The following is a 14981-nucleotide window of genomic DNA, read 5'->3' as shown; positions in this document are numbered from 1 at the left end:
GTTATAAAAATGCCTATTTATATTTTTATAATAAAAATATTATTTTTAATGTTTTTGATAACTTAGCTGAAATATTCAGTGTTTGTAAATGTTCACTGGGGTTGATTTTGACTAAGGCGAGCAATTAACTATTTAACCAAAGTGTTAATAGTATATAATGTATCCAAGAATGAGACGGGCAAAATTTCATTCTAATAACAAAAACTTTTTACCACATTTTAAGCGTCGTTTTTAGCTATGTGGGTGGGAGTGAGTAGCAACCAGTGCTTTGAGAAGCGATAGATTGCTATTTAAAACATAAGTTACTGCTTACTTGCCTACAGCTATGGTAACGACTGCTGCTTTTGTGGTGTTGTCTAATCGTCTAGTAGGAGATGTAAAATGATGGGGAAAACTGTTTCTTCAGAAGAGAACGCTAAGTTAACAACATGGCTTAAAAGCAAACGCCATGAAAAAGGCCATACAATGAGAAGCCTTGCACAGGTGCTTGGAACGCCTCACTCGTTTATCGGCAAAATTGAAAATCAAGAACGCCGTTTAGATGTAGTTGAGTTTGTTCGTTATTGTACAGCGCTAGAAGTTGACCCACATGAAGCACTAAGCCTGCTTAAAGTAGATTAATAGTGTGTTGCTTAGTTCATTCAGGGGCATATTAAATGTGCTAAGCAAAATATTAATGCATGGATGCATTAAGCTTAATAGCTACTATGGTAGTTTTTCTCAAGCTCATACAATTTGTGTCTTATTGCATACAAAAATAGTAAAGAGGGGAGCACCATTAAAGCGGTTAATACAAAAAATAACGACCAATTTCCCATTAGCCAATCATCAATAACAACCCCACTGTAACTCGAAAGTAATGTTCTTCCTAAATTCCCCAGCGACGCCAACAACGCATAATGTGTTGCACTAAACGCTCTGTCACATAGCATAGATATAAACGCGACCATAGCAACGAGAGACCATGCTTGTGTAAAGCCATCAATTACTATAGCAAAAGCATATAAACCTAAGTTAGGGCCCACTAATGCAATAGCAGAAAAAGCTAAATTAGATGCAGCCATGGCTACACCACTAACAAATAACCCTTTCACAATGCCATATTTTTGATTAAATAAGCTGCCTACGAAGGTAAAGGCAATGGTGAGCACTGCGGTGCCAACTTTTGAAAAAGTAGCTATATCGCTATTGCTAAAACCTATTTCTTTATAAAAAACAATCGACATTCGTCCTAAAAACGCTTCGCCAATTTTAAATAAGAAAATAAAAGCAAGTAATGCGAGTGCAGTTTTAACCCCGTTCTTTGCAAAAAATGTTCTAAAAGGGTCAATTACTGTAACAACCAACCAGGCAACGACTTTATTGAGAGGTGTTTGATTAATAGTAGCAAGCTTTTCAATGTAAACACGTTCTAGTTCTTCGTGAATGGCTTCTCTATTAGAAACGGGCTCTTTAGCAAATAGCACTCCTCCCATTAATACCAATATCACAGCAGCTAAAAAGTAGTAAACTTGTGGCCAACCGAGTGAAGGAATATCTGCCATATAAAATGGAATCGCACCCAATAACGCGTAGCCTGTCCACCATCCTGAGGTGGCCATGGCTGCGGCAGCAGTTGCTTTGTGTGATTCACTTTCGCTTAGGGTATCTATTCTAAATGCGTCTATCGCAATGTCTTGTGTGGCAGATGCAATTGCAATTAATAAACACAGTGCTGCAGCAATCGCCAAGTTAGCTTTGAGGTCAAGGCCAGCAAGAAGTAATGTTCCTAAAAAAATAAAGCTTTGGCAAAACAATATCCAGCTACGGCGTTGGCCTAGCCACTTATATAAAATAGGCAGTTTTGTACGGTCGATTAAGGGCGACCACAAAAAGTTGATGCTGTAGGCACCAAATACAATACCAAATACGCCTATCATGCTTCGGCTCAGGCCTTCATCCTTTAGCCATGCCGACATTACAGAGCCAATTAATACCCAGGGAAAACCACTGCTAATACCAAAAATAAACACATTAATTAAACGTTTATCTTTAAAATACGAAAAGTATTCGCTGAAAGAGAGAGAGTTGCTCATAGGGCCTTCATTGGCGAGTGGGTGCAGCTATACCGCACCTCATTAATTATAATGGTGTTGGCTCAATCATTTTAATATTTAAAATGACCACTGGTGTTTCTGGCACAAAGTCATAACCAATTTTTTCGTTGTAAATTGTTTTAACAGCCATAATTTTATCAAGGGTTTCGTATCCATCCATTACAGTACCAAACACCGCAAATCCCCAGTCTCTTCCAGGATTTAAATGGTCATTGTTATCCATATTAAAGAAAAACTGGCGAGTACCTGAATGCGGCTGTCTGTCTTGGTATGCCATGGCAATACTGTACATATCATTTTTTAGACCATTCCCGCTTTCATTAAAAATAGGATCGTTTTGATGTAAGCCTTCCATGTCTTTATCATACCCACCACCTTGTATAACAAAATCGCGTTCGTTTTCTTCGTCGCGCTCAACACGATGAAAAATACTACCCTGATAACTTTTATCTGATACATAAGTCAAAAAGTTATTAACTGTAATAGGGGCCCGAGAACGGTCTAGCTCAACAATAATACTGCCTAGTGATGTCACTATTTCAACACGTGGAAACATATTGTCTTTTTGTACAAATCTGCCCTCTTGGGCTGCTAAACTTGCTGCGCTAAAACAAAGAGCTAAACAAAGTATAAAAAGTCGTTTCATGGTTAACCTTCTAAAAACTGTATTAATTCAGGATCTGACACAATGCGGGTTATCATTTGTTCAGTCAACTTATTGAGTTGACCTTCTATTTTAGCTCTGTCATGGCCAAGCGGGCCTTCTAGCGCTGCATTACCGCTATACTTTTTTGTAAAATTACTTGTAGCACGGATTACGCGAACACTCAGTTCAATTTTTGCTTCACTTTTATGGCTTACTAAGGTTTCAGTAACCACTGCTTGTAAGGCATTTATATCTAGCTCAAATCGAGTGGTGGCTAAATTTGAAATGCTCGCGCCATTACGACTAAGTGCACTGTCTAGTGCACTTTTAATAGACTCTGTAATACCTTGGCTTGCAAATGTTTTGGTTTTGTCTGACTCAACTAGAGTTAGGGTAGAAGTATCGCCACGTACATCAATAACACTCGTGCTCAGGCTACTATTTATAGTGCTCACTTGGCCACTTTGGTAAACCGGGTTAAGTATGACTTGGCTTGGTTGGTTTGCACAGCCGGCTAAAATACAAAATGCAGCACAGCCAAATATACGGTTTATTATTGTCATTGTTATAACACCCCACTATTTTTAGTTGAACTTAAAACCACAAATTTTTTGTTTGAACCTAATAGCTTACAGTTACCAAACATTCGGTTTAACTTGTCATGATAATCTAAATGACGATTACCAATAATACGCAGCTCACCACCTTCTTTTAACGTGTCTTTAGCTTGTTTAAACATTTGCCAAGCAATGTGATCAGTAACCGCTTGTGCTTGGTGAAATGGTGGATTACATAGCACCATATCTACACTGTTTTTTTCAAAGCTGGTTAGGCAATCGTTTTCGATAAATTCGCAATCATCAAATCGTTCTGCCATGTTTTGCTCTACGTTAAGTCGTGCAGACTCGACCGCCATGTACGATTCATCAACAAACGTTACAGAGGCTTTAGGGCAGCGCGCTAAGGTCATAACACCAACTACGCCATTACCACAGCCTAAATCAATAATTTGTTTAGCTTTTGGTGTTTGCGGCAAGTAGTTAAAAAAGAAGCGCGCACCAATATCTAACGAATCACGCGAAAACACATTTGCATGGTTTGTAATATTAAACTCGGTGCCTTCAAGTTGCCATGAAACAGGGTAATCAGCAGCTTTATAGCCGCCTTTTGCGCTACTTAAAATAAGGCGTGACTTTTTCACCGCTAAGCTTGTTTTAGTCTCACCAATAAACTGTTCAAACGCCTTAATTGTTGAGTTGTGAATATCTTTCGTTTTACCAGCTGCAATAACAGGTGTGCCTGGTGCAAGAACTTCGCTTAACTCACTTAATTGAAACTGCAAAAAGCCAACATTACGTGGTATTTTGATTAACACTAAATCTACGTCTTCTGGAAGTGCCGAGAGGCTGTCCAATTGCGTAAATTGCACAGTAGATAGCTTATTCTCTTGTAAATTATATGCTGCGGCTTGGTGGCTAATATACGAGTCATTAACTGAACAAACCGTTAATTGATTAAAACTACAGGCAAGAGCACCAAAGCTGTCATTTAAAATAAGCAATGAGCGACAATCAGGATGATGTTCGTTAACATAATTGATAAGGTACTCATCGCCCGAATCCCACGCTTGTAAACTGCGGTTTTTTTGATCCAAAGGGAAGCGTTCAAGAGTAAAAGTTTTATCGCCTAGCTGGGCTTGCGTCGTCATAGTGGTTTTTGTATCAGTAAACTAATGTAGGTAAATTCTAACATGCAACGGCAAAACGCCAACCCCCAACAGTTGCCTAATGGCTTTTCTTATCAAACAAAGGCGCTTAGCGCACAAAAAAGCCTCGATTTATTTTATTATCTGCAAAAAAACCTTAACTGGCAGCAGCCAGAAGTCACGGTTTACTCTAAAACTGGACCAATTCCACGGCTGCAATGCTTTATTGGCGACCATAAAATTGAATACGGCTATTCAAACAGTAAGTTAATAACTGAACCTTGGCCTAGTGCATTAATGGCAATGCGAAAAAGGTTAGAGGCACATTTAAACCAGCCTTTTAATTCTTTATTAGTCAACTATTATCGCGATGGCAACGACACTATGGGGTGGCACAGTGATGATGAAATTGAGTTAGGCCATCAGCCCACTATAGTGTGTATATCGCTTGGAGCAGAGCGAGTATTAAAGCTAAAAGACAAAACCAGTAATAAAATAACGGATTTAAAATTACACAGTGGTAGTTGTTTGGTCATGAGTGGCAATAGCCAGCGAGACTTTCAGCATGCTATTTTGAAGCAAACCAGCTTAGTGCACCCGCGAATAAGTTTAACCTTTAGATATATAAAACAAGGCTAGTTGCGTAATTTAGTTAGCCAACGGGCAGGGCTGCTTGCTATGATAAGTTCATAAATTAGCTATAAATAATGGTTTTATATGTCAATGCAGCAACAAATCCAAGAAAAAGTCAGCAATGCTATTGCGTGTAAGCATTTAAATGTTATTAACGAAAGTTATATGCACAGCAAAGGCACTGACTCGCACTTTAAAGTTATTGTGGTAAGCGAAGAGTTTTTAGGTAAACGCCTTTTGCAGCGCCATCGTCAAATTAATGAAATTTTAAAAGAAGAGCTTGCAAACCACATACATGCATTGGCTATTCATACTTACACTCCTGACGAATACACTGAACATGGCGGCGAAGCGCCAGCATCGCCAAACTGTTTAGGTGGATCTAAATTAGATTGATTAATTGAGGTTTGACAGTTATTTACAACCATATTTAACTGATCAGATCAGTGTTTTAAGTATTAGCCTTTAAACTAGCGCTAATTTTTATAGTAAAAGATATAGGATCATCAATGGTCATTAAGCCAAAAATTCGTGGATTCATTTGTACAAACGCTCACCCAGTAGGCTGTAGTGAACATGTGCAAGAGCAAATTAACTATGTAAAACAACAAGGTGCATTAAAAAGCGCGCCAAAAAATGTGTTAGTTATTGGTGCATCTACAGGCTACGGCTTGGCATCGCGTATTACGGCAGCATTTGGTGGCGGCGCTAAAACATTGGGTATTTTCTTTGAAAAAGAAGGTACCGAGCGTAAAACAGGGTCAGCAGGTTGGTATAATACGGCTGCTTTTCAAAATGCAGCAGACGAAGCCGGTTTATGGTCTAAAAATATCAACGGTGATGCCTTCTCAAACGAAATAAAACAAAAAGCAATTGATACAATTAAAGCAGATTTAGGCAAGGTTGATCTGGTCATTTACAGTTTAGCGTCGCCTCGTCGTACTGACCCAAATACGGGTGACGTTTACTCATCAACGTTAAAGCCAATCGGCAACGCAGTTACAACAAAAAATCTAAATACGTCAAAGCGTGAAATTGACGAAATTACTGTAGAGGCTGCAACACAAGACGATATCGACAACACCATTAAAGTAATGGGTGGTGAAGATTGGGAAATGTGGATTAATGCACTTCAAGACGCTGACGTGCTAGCAGATGACTTTAAAACCACAGCTTACACATACATAGGCAAAGAATTAACGTGGCCAATATACGGGCATGCGACTATTGGTAAAGCAAAAGAAGACTTAGACCGTGCAATGGTTGCGATAAAAGAGTCAACTAAAGCGTTAAATGGCCAAGCGTATGTTTCATCACTAAATGCTGTTGTAACACAAGCGAGCTCTGCTATACCAATTATGCCATTGTATATTTCAGCTTTATTCAAGGTAATGAAGGCGGACGGAACATACGAAGGCACCATTGAGCAAATTCATGGCTTATTTACCGAAAACCTGTACGGTGAAACGCCGCGTTTTGATGATGGCGGACACTTATTTCAAAACTACAAAGAACTTGAAGACGATGTTCAAGCATGTATCCAAGCAGTATGGGACAAAGTAGATACCAGCACGATTGACGAGTTGACAGATTACGTTGGTTATCACAATGAGTTTTTACGCTTATTTGGTTTTGGCATTGAGTCAGTTGATTACGACCAAGATGTAGAGCCAGTTCAAGCAATTGCAAATATGATTGATTAATCAATTAAGTGAATAGTCAGGGCTTGCTTGTCTTTTTTGGTAAACTGTTTGGCATTTCGGTAATACAGAACTGATGTTGTGTGGTTATTGCCCATAAATAAGTATTATTGCTAAACAGGTACCGCCTTAAGATTCAGTAAGCTTTAATCCTATAAAGTCAACATGCCCTAATTTAAAAGTCGCTTCATGCGACTTTTATCAATTAAAAAACCTCATTCTTTGCTTAAGCTACCACTTTGGTCTAACTTAAATTTTATTAAATCTAGCTAACAAAACCAAATAAGCGTTTCAGTCGTATAATTTTCATAAATACACTCGCATAGTCACCCACAATGGTGTTAAAATTAAGGCAATATGTGAAGAGTTTTTACCGCGTTGCCTGTTTAATGACCAAAGCGAGTTTTTCTTTTATACATTGAAATAACTTGGGGTAGCTTAAATGGCGACGTGGTTGGTACGATTTTTCAGTTTCTTTCCGTTAATGTAGTGCAAGTGCGTATGATCAACATAAAAAAAGGTCTGGATTTACCATTAGATGGCGCACCTCAGCAAGTTATTCACGACGGTTCACCCGTCAAAAGAGTAGCCGTGCTAGGTGAAGAGTTTATAGGTATGCGTCCAACCATGCATATTCGTATGGATGACCAAGTTAAAAAAGGCCAGGTACTTTTTGAAGATAAAAAGAACCCAGGCGTCCTATTTACCGCACCAGCTTCTGGTGTTGTAAAAGAAATAAATCGTGGTGCTAAACGTGTGCTGCAATCTGTTGTTATTGAAGTAAACGGCAGTGAGCAAATCACCTTTGACTCTTTCTCTGAATCTGAGCTTATAAGCTTAGATCGTGAAAAAGCTAAAGAAGTGCTTATTCAGTCAGGTCAATGGACAGCACTACGTGCTCGCCCATTCAGCAAAGTAGCGGCTGTGGATGCAAATCCTAGCTCTATATTTGTTACCGCTATAGACACTAATCCTCTTGCTGCAGATCCTGCAGTGATTATTGCTGAAAATGCGCAAGCGTTCGAAGCAGGCTTAGCTGTTGTATCGCGTTTGACCGATGGAAAAGTATTTGTTTGTAAGCAAGCTGGCAGCCAAATCCCTAGCTCATCTATTGCTCAAGTAGAAGTACATGAGTTTGGTGGTGTGCATCCGGCTGGACTTGTAGGCACTCATATTCACAACCTTGACCCTGTATCTGCTAGCAAGCAAGTTTGGCATATCGGTTACCAAGACGTTATTGCGTATGGTCACCTATTCCTTACTGGTGAAATTTACACAGATCGTGTTGTTTCTCTTGCAGGTCCTCGCGTTAAAAATCCACGTTTAGTGAAAACACAATTAGGTGCTTCATTAGATGACTTAGTGGCAGGGGAATTAGAAGACGGTGATAACCGTGTTATTTCTGGTTCTGTACTTGCAGGTGCTACGTCGTCTGGTGTTCATGCATTCTTAGGTCGTTACCATGTTCAAGTATCTGTTTTACTTGAAGGTCGCGAAAAGGAATTGTTTGGCTGGATTGCACCAGGTAGTGATAAATTCTCTGTAACGCGTACATTCTTGTCTCACCTTACTCCGAGTCGTTTATTCAAAATGACAACGTCTACGGGTGGTTCAAAACGTGCCATGGTTCCACTTGGAAGCTACGAGCGTGTTATGCCACTTGATATTTTGCCAACGCTATTACTACGTGACTTATTGTCTCGTGATTTAGACAGTGCAATTTCATTAGGTGCGCTTGAATTAGATGAAGAAGATTTAGCGTTATGCACCTTCGTTTGTCCTGGCAAATACGAGTACGGCGCAGCCCTACGCGATTGCTTAACTACGATCGAGAAGGAAGGCTAAAATGGGTTTAAAAACTTTCTTAGAAGATATCGAGCCGCATTTTGAACCAGGTGGAAAACACGAAAAATGGTACGCACTGTATGAAGCAGCCGCGACTATTTTTTACACACCAGGTTATGTAAACAAAGGTTCAACTCACGTTCGCGATAACATCGACCTAAAACGTATGATGATTTTAGTGTGGATGGCGACGTTCCCTGCCATGTTTTTTGGTATGTTCAACATCGGTCATCAAGCAGCTATGGCGCTTGGTAATGGTTTTGAGCTAGCTAACATTTGGCAAGTAGGTTTGTTCCAGCTACTAGGTGGTGATTTGACTGCCGATGCAGGTTGGGGCGCAAAAATGTTCTACGGAGCGTGTTTCTTCCTACCTATTTATGCAACAACGTTTGTTGTTGGTGGTTTTTGGGAAGTGTTGTTTGCTTCTGTGCGTAAGCATGAAGTAAATGAAGGTTTCTTCGTAACATCAGTGCTATTTGCACTAATTTTGCCTGCCACAATTCCTTTATGGCAAGTTGCACTAGGTATTACTTTTGGTGTTGTAATCGCAAAAGAAATATTTGGTGGTACTGGTCGTAACTTCTTAAACCCTGCTCTTGCAGGTCGTGCGTTCTTATTCTTCGCATACCCAGCGCAAATTTCAGGTGACACAGTATGGACTGCCGTAGACTCGTTCTCTGGTGCAACTATGCTAGGTCAAGCATTTGCAGGTACGTTAGGTGGTGACTTAGGTTACGCTAACATGCAAATGTGGTGGAATGCGTTCTACGGCTTTATCCAAGGTTCTATGGGTGAAACGTCAACGCTTGCTGTACTTATTGGTGGTTTATTCTTAATTTACGTTCGCATTGCTTCTTGGCGTATTGTGCTAGGTGTATTCCTAGGTATGGTGATCACTTCATCAATACTAAACACAATTGGTTCAGAAACTAATGCAATGTTTGCTATGCCTTGGTACTGGCACATGGTGCTAGGTGGCTTTGCATTTGGTATGTTCTTTATGGCTACTGACCCTGTATCTGCTGCATTTACTGATAAAGGTAAATTAGCATACGGTGCGCTTATTGGCTTTATGGTTATCATGATCCGTGTTGTTAACCCTGCATACCCTGAAGGCATCATGCTGGCAATCTTGTTTGCTAACTTGTTTGCACCATTATTCGATCACTTTGTAGTGCAAGCTAATATCAAGCGGAGGTTGGCACGTAATGTCTAGTAATAACGAATCAATTGGCAAAACGCTAGCTGTTGTTGTCTCATTATGTTTGGTGTGTGCAGTAATTGTATCGCTAACGTCAGTGCAACTTCGTCCTTTGCAAAAAGCAAACAAAGCAAAAGATATTCAAAGCAATATTTTAGCAGCCGCGGGTATTAGCAAAGTTGATAACGTTGCTGAAACGTTTGAAGCTAAAATCGAAACACGCTTTATTGATATGCAAAGCGGTGATTTTGCAGACCCTGTAGAAGACTTTGACTTTGAAAAAAGCAAATATGATGCAGAGCTGAGCAAATCTTTAAAAGAGAATGGAATTAAGGACATCGCTGGTATACAACGTATCACTAAGCGTGCACCTGTTTACATCTCTAAAAAAGACGATGGCTCTACAGATGCAATTATTCTTCCTATCCAGGGTTATGGTTTATGGGGTTTGATGTACGGTTTTATTTCGCTTGAAAGCGATGGTGAAACAATTAAAGACATCATCTTTTATAAGCACAACGAAACACCTGGTCTAGGTGGTGAAATTCAAAACCCACAGTGGACTGCAACGTGGGAAGGTAAAGAATTACCAATCCAGATCGTTAAAGGAACTGCGGGCGGTGATGAGCATAAAATCGATGGTCTTTCAGGTGCTACATTAACATCTAACGGTGTTGATCACGCGGTTGATTTTTGGACTGGCGAAAACGGCTTTGGCCCTTTCCTTGCTAAAGTACGTAATGGAGCATTGAAATAATGGCTGATACTAAAGAAATGAAGGCGGTCCTGTTTGGGCCAGTTTTCGCTAACAACCCAATTGCACTTCAAGTACTCGGTATTTGTTCTGCGTTGGCTGTAACGTCTAGCTTAAAAAACGCATTAATCATGTCAATCGCATTGACCTTGGTAACCGCATTTTCAAGCCTTTTTATCTCGACTATTCGTAATCACATCCCATCGTCAGTGCGTATTATCGTACAAATGACGATTATTGCGTCATTAGTAATCGTTGTTGACCAAGTACTGCAGGCTTTCTCTTATGCTACGGCAAAAGAGCTTTCTGTATTCGTTGGTCTGATTATTACTAACTGTATCGTAATGGGTCGTGCTGAAGCATACGCGATGAAGTCACCACCATTAATGTCTTTCCTTGATGGTATTGGTAACGGCTTAGGTTACTCTGTAGTACTTCTTACTGTTGGTTTCATTCGTGAGCTATTCGGTAAGGGTTCACTATTCGGTGTTGATATTATTCCATTAGTACAAAATGGTGGTTGGTACCAACCTATGGGTCTATTGATCTTACCACCGAGTGCATTCTTCATCATTGGTTTATTCATTTGGGTACTTCGTACTTATAAGAAAGACCAAGTAGAAGCTAAAGCGTAAGGGGCGATAAGTGGAACATTATATTAGTTTATTTGTAAAAGCCGTTTTTATTGAAAACTTAGCTTTAGCGTTCTTCCTAGGTATGTGTACATTTTTAGCCGTGTCTAAAAAAGTAACTACATCAATTGGCCTAGGCGTAGCGGTTATTGTTGTACTTGGTATTTCTGTACCAGTTAACAACTTGGTTTACCACGCGGTATTAGCTCCAGGTTCACTTGAGTGGCTAGGTTACCCAGAAGCTGATCTTAGCTTTTTACGTTTCTTAACTTTCATTGGTGTTATTGCAGCACTAGTGCAAATTCTTGAAATGGCATTAGATAAGTTCTTTCCACCACTATACAACGCATTAGGTATTTTCTTACCATTGATCACAGTTAACTGTGCAATCTTTGGTGCGGTAGCCTTCATGGTTGAGCGTAACTATAACTTCGGCGAGTCTGTTGTATATGGTATTGGCGCTGGTGTGGGCTGGGCGCTTGCAATTACATTACTTGCAGGTATCCGTGAGAAAATGAAGTATTCAGACGTACCAGATGGTTTACGTGGTTTAGGTATTACCTTTATCACTGTTGGCTTGATGGGTCTTGGCTTTATGTCATTTTCTGGTATTTCACTGTAATAATAGCGAGGTCAATCATGGATATTTTCTTAGGCGTTGGTGTTTTTATCGCTATCGTTGTAATACTAGTTTTAATCATCATTGGTGCTAAGTCTAAACTAGTTGCAAGCGGTGATATCATCATCGGTATTAATGGCGATGCAGACAAAGCCATTAAAACATCAGCAGGTAGTAAGCTATTAGGTGCACTATCTGAGTCGGGTATTTTCGTATCTTCTGCATGTGGTGGCGGTGGCTCTTGTGGTCAGTGTCGCGTTCACATTAAAGAAGGTGGCGGCGATATTCTACCAACTGAACTTGATCACATCTCTAAAGGTGAAGCCCGCGAAGGTTGTCGTTTAGCGTGTCAGGTAAATGTTAAAAATGACATGGAAATTGAACTTGAAGAGTCAATTTTCGGTGTTAAAAAATGGGACTGTGAAGTTATCTCTAACGATAACAAAGCAACTTTCATTAAAGAACTTAAGCTACAAATTCCAGATGGCGAATCAGTGCCTTTCCGTGCGGGTGGTTACATCCAAATAGAAGCACCAGCTCACCATGTTAAATACGCCGATTTCGATGTTCCTGAAGAGTATCGTGGCGACTGGAATCATTTTGGTTTCTTTGACCTGGAGTCAAAAGTAGACGAAGAAACAATTCGTGCTTACTCAATGGCTAACTACCCAGAAGAAGAAGGCATCATCATGCTTAACGTGCGTATCGCTACGCCGCCGCCAAGAAACCTAAGCCTACCTTGTGGTAAAATGTCTTCGTACATTTGGTCACTTAAAGAAGGTGACAAGGTGACTATTTCAGGTCCATTTGGTGAGTTCTTCGCTAAAGAAACTGACGCTGAAATGGTATTTGTAGGTGGTGGTGCAGGTATGGCACCAATGCGTTCACATATCTTCGACCAGCTTAAACGTTTAAATTCTAAGCGCAAAATGAGTTTTTGGTATGGTGCGCGTTCTAAGCGTGAAATGTTCTACGTTGAAGATTTTGACGGCCTAGCTGCTGAAAACGATAACTTCGTTTGGCACACAGCGCTTTCAGATCCACAACCTGAAGATAACTGGGAAGGCTATACTGGCTTTATCCATAACGTGTTATTTGAGAACTATCTTAAAGACCACGAAGCGCCGGAAGATTGTGAGTTCTACATGTGTGGTCCTCCAATGATGAACGCAGCAGTTATCAATATGCTTAAAGACTTAGGTGTTGAAGACGAAAATATCTTATTAGATGATTTCGGTGGCTAACACGCATATCAAAACAGATTAGTTTTGGTTAAAATATCAGCCTCGTAGCACTCTGTGTTACGAGGCTTTTTTATTCTTATTTATTAATTTTTAACCTATTAAGTAGGGTTGTTATGAACAAAGTAAATACTCCCCAGGGCATAATCGCCTTATTTATCATTACGCTGACTTTACTGTTATCTGGATGCGCAGAATCGGTCCCAAAGGAAACCTATTTAGAAGGTAAAACCATGGGGACTACCTATCATATTAAATATTATGACGAGCAAGAGGTAATGTCTGCTCTTCAAATACAAGAACAAATAGATGCTGTATTAGTCGATGTAAACCAGTCTATGTCTACATACATTAAAGACTCGGAGATAAATACATTTAATCGCTTGCCAGCAAATCAATTTATGCCAATAAGTGAAGACTTCAGAGCCGTTATAAGCGAATCCATTCGTATAGGAGAGTCTACCAATACACTTGATGTAACAATGGGACCATTGATTGATTTATGGGGATTTGGCCCTGATAAAAAGCCGACCAAACGACCCACTGATGATGAGCTTCAGGCAATGGTTGCAAATATTGGTGTAGATAAGCTTGTATTAAATGAACAAGGTTTAGCAAAAACAGTTGATGGACTAGAACTATCATTTTCTGCAACTGCTAAAGGGTACGGCATAGACAAAGTGGCGCAATTACTAGAAAGCCATAGCATTACTAATTACATGGTTGAGATTGGCGGTGAGCTGCGTATGTCTGGCGAAAAGCCAAATGGACAAGGCTGGGTAATTGCAATAGAACAACCAGATGCAGAGCCAGGTAAGCGTGAAGTGCACCGAATTTTACTACCAGGCACTATGGGAATTGCTACATCTGGGGATTACCGTATCTTTTATATAATGGATGGCGAAACATACACCCATTTGATTGACCCTGTAACAGGAATGCCAATTAAGCACGACTTAGTTTCTGTAACAGTATTACACCCAAGTGCAATGACCGCAGATGGCTTAGCAACTGCTTTAACAGTTATGGGTATGGAAAAAGCACAAGCTTATGCACAAGCTAATAACTTAGCAGTGTATTTAATTGCTAAATCGCCTGATGGCTTAGTTACGTATTCAAGCCCTGCATTTGAACCCTACTTGTAAGTATTCAAAGCTGGTTTATTTCCATAGAGGTTGGGTATATAATATTAACTGCCCAAAAATAGTTTGGGCTTAATTTATTGCTGATCAATAGGGGCTAAGCAATGTCACTTTTTTTTCTTACTTTTGGCTTACTAATTTTAATTGTTACAGCAATGGCTGTAGGTATGATCGTGCAAAGAAAATCGATGGCCAGCAGCTGCGGTGGATTAGGCTCGGTAGGCATCGATAAAGCCTGTGATTGCGATGATCCTTGTGACAAGCGAAAAAAGCGCTTAGCTAAAGAGCAAGCTTGGAAAGAAAACCAAATAATTTAAATATTTTTTTAGAACAAAAAGCGCTTTTATAGCGCTTTTTTTGTGCCTGCTGTTCAGGGAACGAATACACATTCAACTTAAAAAATTCATTTTACTTAATAAGAAACAGACTGGTTTTGTCATAAATAACATTAAAGAATAATGGTTTACTTAGTTTCATACAGGGGCATTGAGTTGTTCTATGCCTAATAGAGTAAAGATTTACCGAGTGCCTTACAGGCAAATATTTCGTTACTTAAAGCATGGCTATTAGACTAAGGTCTATAGTTTAGTTTTTTTCATCTATCAGGTTTATTTTTATCGCTTGTGAAATTTGAGTAATAACTCTAAAGTTAACCCATAGAAACGGCTAAGAGCTTAATCAGTAGCTTTAGCAAAGTAAAATGTGTTTATAGGCAATGGCCAGAATTCGTTAGTGTTTAACTAACACAAAGAATCTTTATATTGTGT

Annotated in this window: 16 protein-coding genes; 12 read left to right on the top strand and 4 right to left on the bottom strand. The window is 39.7% G+C overall.

What is annotated here, in order from left to right; genetic code table 11:
- Positions 1 to 381: 381 nt before the first annotated feature.
- Complete coding sequence (locus CWB65_RS06555) at positions 382 to 621, top strand: helix-turn-helix domain-containing protein (RefSeq protein WP_006791502.1); 240 nt, start codon at positions 382 to 384, stop codon at positions 619 to 621.
- 74 nt (positions 622 to 695) lie between these two features.
- On the opposite strand, the gene CWB65_RS06550 is transcribed toward CWB65_RS06555, so the two are convergent.
- The 4 genes from CWB65_RS06550 to CWB65_RS06535 are packed head-to-tail and all read right to left on the bottom strand — an operon-like array spanning position 696 to position 4450.
- Positions 696 to 2075, bottom strand: a complete 1380-nt coding sequence (locus tag CWB65_RS06550) for an AmpG family muropeptide MFS transporter (RefSeq protein ID WP_138740213.1) — start codon at positions 2073 to 2075, stop codon at positions 696 to 698.
- 46 nt (positions 2076 to 2121) lie between these two features.
- Positions 2122 to 2742: a peptidylprolyl isomerase gene (locus tag CWB65_RS06545; RefSeq protein WP_006791500.1), complete on the bottom strand. Its 621-nt coding sequence runs from the start codon at positions 2740 to 2742 to the stop codon at positions 2122 to 2124.
- Positions 2743 to 2744: 2 nt separating this feature from the next.
- Positions 2745 to 3305, bottom strand: coding sequence for a YajG family lipoprotein (locus CWB65_RS06540; protein WP_138740212.1), 561 nt, complete (start codon positions 3303 to 3305; stop codon positions 2745 to 2747).
- Positions 3306 to 3307: 2 nt separating this feature from the next.
- Complete coding sequence (locus CWB65_RS06535) at positions 3308 to 4450, bottom strand: methyltransferase (protein ID WP_138740211.1); 1143 nt, start codon at positions 4448 to 4450, stop codon at positions 3308 to 3310.
- 42 nt (positions 4451 to 4492) lie between these two features.
- Here CWB65_RS06535 and CWB65_RS06530 point away from each other — a divergent pair, with 42 nt between their 5' ends.
- The 11 genes from CWB65_RS06530 (at position 4493) to nqrM (ending at position 14531) form a co-directional block, all read left to right on the top strand.
- Positions 4493 to 5086 (top strand): alpha-ketoglutarate-dependent dioxygenase AlkB family protein, encoded by a 594-nt coding sequence (locus CWB65_RS06530; protein WP_138740210.1) that lies wholly within the window; start codon positions 4493 to 4495, stop codon positions 5084 to 5086.
- Positions 5087 to 5164: 78 nt separating this feature from the next.
- Positions 5165 to 5476 (top strand): BolA family protein, encoded by a 312-nt coding sequence (locus CWB65_RS06525; RefSeq protein ID WP_138740209.1) that lies wholly within the window; start codon positions 5165 to 5167, stop codon positions 5474 to 5476.
- 113 nt (positions 5477 to 5589) lie between these two features.
- On the top strand, positions 5590 to 6783 hold the full coding sequence (gene fabV, locus CWB65_RS06520; RefSeq protein ID WP_138740208.1) for an enoyl-ACP reductase FabV: 1194 nt from the start codon (positions 5590 to 5592) through the stop codon (positions 6781 to 6783).
- A gap of 498 nt (positions 6784 to 7281) precedes the next feature.
- Positions 7282 to 8625: a Na(+)-translocating NADH-quinone reductase subunit A gene (locus tag CWB65_RS06515; RefSeq protein ID WP_138740207.1), complete on the top strand. Its 1344-nt coding sequence runs from the start codon at positions 7282 to 7284 to the stop codon at positions 8623 to 8625.
- Between the two features lies 1 nt (position 8626).
- The gene (locus CWB65_RS06510; RefSeq protein WP_006791493.1) at positions 8627 to 9841 is read left to right on the top strand and encodes an NADH:ubiquinone reductase (Na(+)-transporting) subunit B; all 1215 of its coding nucleotides are present in this window, start codon (positions 8627 to 8629) and stop codon (positions 9839 to 9841) included.
- Positions 9834 to 10583, top strand: a complete 750-nt coding sequence (locus CWB65_RS06505) for a Na(+)-translocating NADH-quinone reductase subunit C (RefSeq protein ID WP_010556997.1) — start codon at positions 9834 to 9836, stop codon at positions 10581 to 10583. Before CWB65_RS06510 ends, CWB65_RS06505 begins: the two co-directional genes overlap by 8 nt.
- Positions 10583 to 11215: an NADH:ubiquinone reductase (Na(+)-transporting) subunit D gene (locus CWB65_RS06500; protein ID WP_006791491.1), complete on the top strand. Its 633-nt coding sequence runs from the start codon at positions 10583 to 10585 to the stop codon at positions 11213 to 11215. The genes CWB65_RS06505 and CWB65_RS06500 overlap by 1 nt, the downstream gene beginning before the upstream one ends.
- A gap of 10 nt (positions 11216 to 11225) precedes the next feature.
- A complete protein-coding gene (gene nqrE / locus CWB65_RS06495) occupies positions 11226 to 11834 on the top strand; it encodes an NADH:ubiquinone reductase (Na(+)-transporting) subunit E (RefSeq protein WP_006791490.1) in 609 nt (202 codons plus the stop codon).
- 17 nt (positions 11835 to 11851) lie between these two features.
- Positions 11852 to 13075 (top strand): NADH:ubiquinone reductase (Na(+)-transporting) subunit F, encoded by a 1224-nt coding sequence (gene nqrF / locus CWB65_RS06490; protein ID WP_010556998.1) that lies wholly within the window; start codon positions 11852 to 11854, stop codon positions 13073 to 13075.
- A 113-nt stretch (positions 13076 to 13188) separates the two neighbouring features.
- Entirely contained in the window at positions 13189 to 14217 is a 1029-nt protein-coding gene (locus CWB65_RS06485; protein ID WP_138740206.1) for an FAD:protein FMN transferase, read from the top strand.
- Positions 14218 to 14318: 101 nt separating this feature from the next.
- Positions 14319 to 14531 (top strand): (Na+)-NQR maturation NqrM, encoded by a 213-nt coding sequence (gene nqrM, locus CWB65_RS06480; RefSeq protein ID WP_010557000.1) that lies wholly within the window; start codon positions 14319 to 14321, stop codon positions 14529 to 14531.
- Positions 14532 to 14981: the final 450 nt, after the last annotated feature.

It is taken from the genome of Pseudoalteromonas sp. S554 (genome assembly GCF_005930865.1).
Lineage (GTDB): Bacteria > Pseudomonadota > Gammaproteobacteria > Enterobacterales > Alteromonadaceae > Pseudoalteromonas > Pseudoalteromonas marina.
Note: the sequence above shows the minus strand (reverse complement) of the source record. Positions and strands in the feature narration are given on the sequence as shown.

Excerpts from the sequence above, each read along its gene's own strand:
- CWB65_RS06550 (WP_138740213.1), bottom strand. The coding sequence starts at position 2,075 with ATGAGCAACTCTCTCTCTTTCAGCGAATACTTTTCGTATTTTAAAGAT.
- CWB65_RS06515 (WP_138740207.1), top strand. The coding sequence starts at position 7,282 with ATGATCAACATAAAAAAAGGTCTGGATTTACCATTAGATGGCGCACCT.
- CWB65_RS06485 (WP_138740206.1), top strand. The coding sequence starts at position 13,189 with ATGAACAAAGTAAATACTCCCCAGGGCATAATCGCCTTATTTATCATT.
- CWB65_RS06540 (WP_138740212.1), bottom strand. The coding sequence starts at position 3,305 with ATGACAATAATAAACCGTATATTTGGCTGTGCTGCATTTTGTATTTTA.
- nqrM (WP_010557000.1), top strand. The coding sequence starts at position 14,319 with ATGTCACTTTTTTTTCTTACTTTTGGCTTACTAATTTTAATTGTTACA.
- CWB65_RS06530 (WP_138740210.1), top strand. The coding sequence starts at position 4,493 with ATGCAACGGCAAAACGCCAACCCCCAACAGTTGCCTAATGGCTTTTCT.
- CWB65_RS06555 (WP_006791502.1), top strand. The coding sequence starts at position 382 with ATGATGGGGAAAACTGTTTCTTCAGAAGAGAACGCTAAGTTAACAACA.
- CWB65_RS06525 (WP_138740209.1), top strand. The coding sequence starts at position 5,165 with ATGTCAATGCAGCAACAAATCCAAGAAAAAGTCAGCAATGCTATTGCG.
- fabV (WP_138740208.1), top strand. The coding sequence starts at position 5,590 with ATGGTCATTAAGCCAAAAATTCGTGGATTCATTTGTACAAACGCTCAC.
- CWB65_RS06505 (WP_010556997.1), top strand. The coding sequence starts at position 9,834 with ATGTCTAGTAATAACGAATCAATTGGCAAAACGCTAGCTGTTGTTGTC.
- CWB65_RS06510 (WP_006791493.1), top strand. The coding sequence starts at position 8,627 with ATGGGTTTAAAAACTTTCTTAGAAGATATCGAGCCGCATTTTGAACCA.
- CWB65_RS06500 (WP_006791491.1), top strand. The coding sequence starts at position 10,583 with ATGGCTGATACTAAAGAAATGAAGGCGGTCCTGTTTGGGCCAGTTTTC.
- nqrF (WP_010556998.1), top strand. The coding sequence starts at position 11,852 with ATGGATATTTTCTTAGGCGTTGGTGTTTTTATCGCTATCGTTGTAATA.
- CWB65_RS06545 (WP_006791500.1), bottom strand. The coding sequence starts at position 2,742 with ATGAAACGACTTTTTATACTTTGTTTAGCTCTTTGTTTTAGCGCAGCA.
- CWB65_RS06535 (WP_138740211.1), bottom strand. The coding sequence starts at position 4,450 with ATGACGACGCAAGCCCAGCTAGGCGATAAAACTTTTACTCTTGAACGC.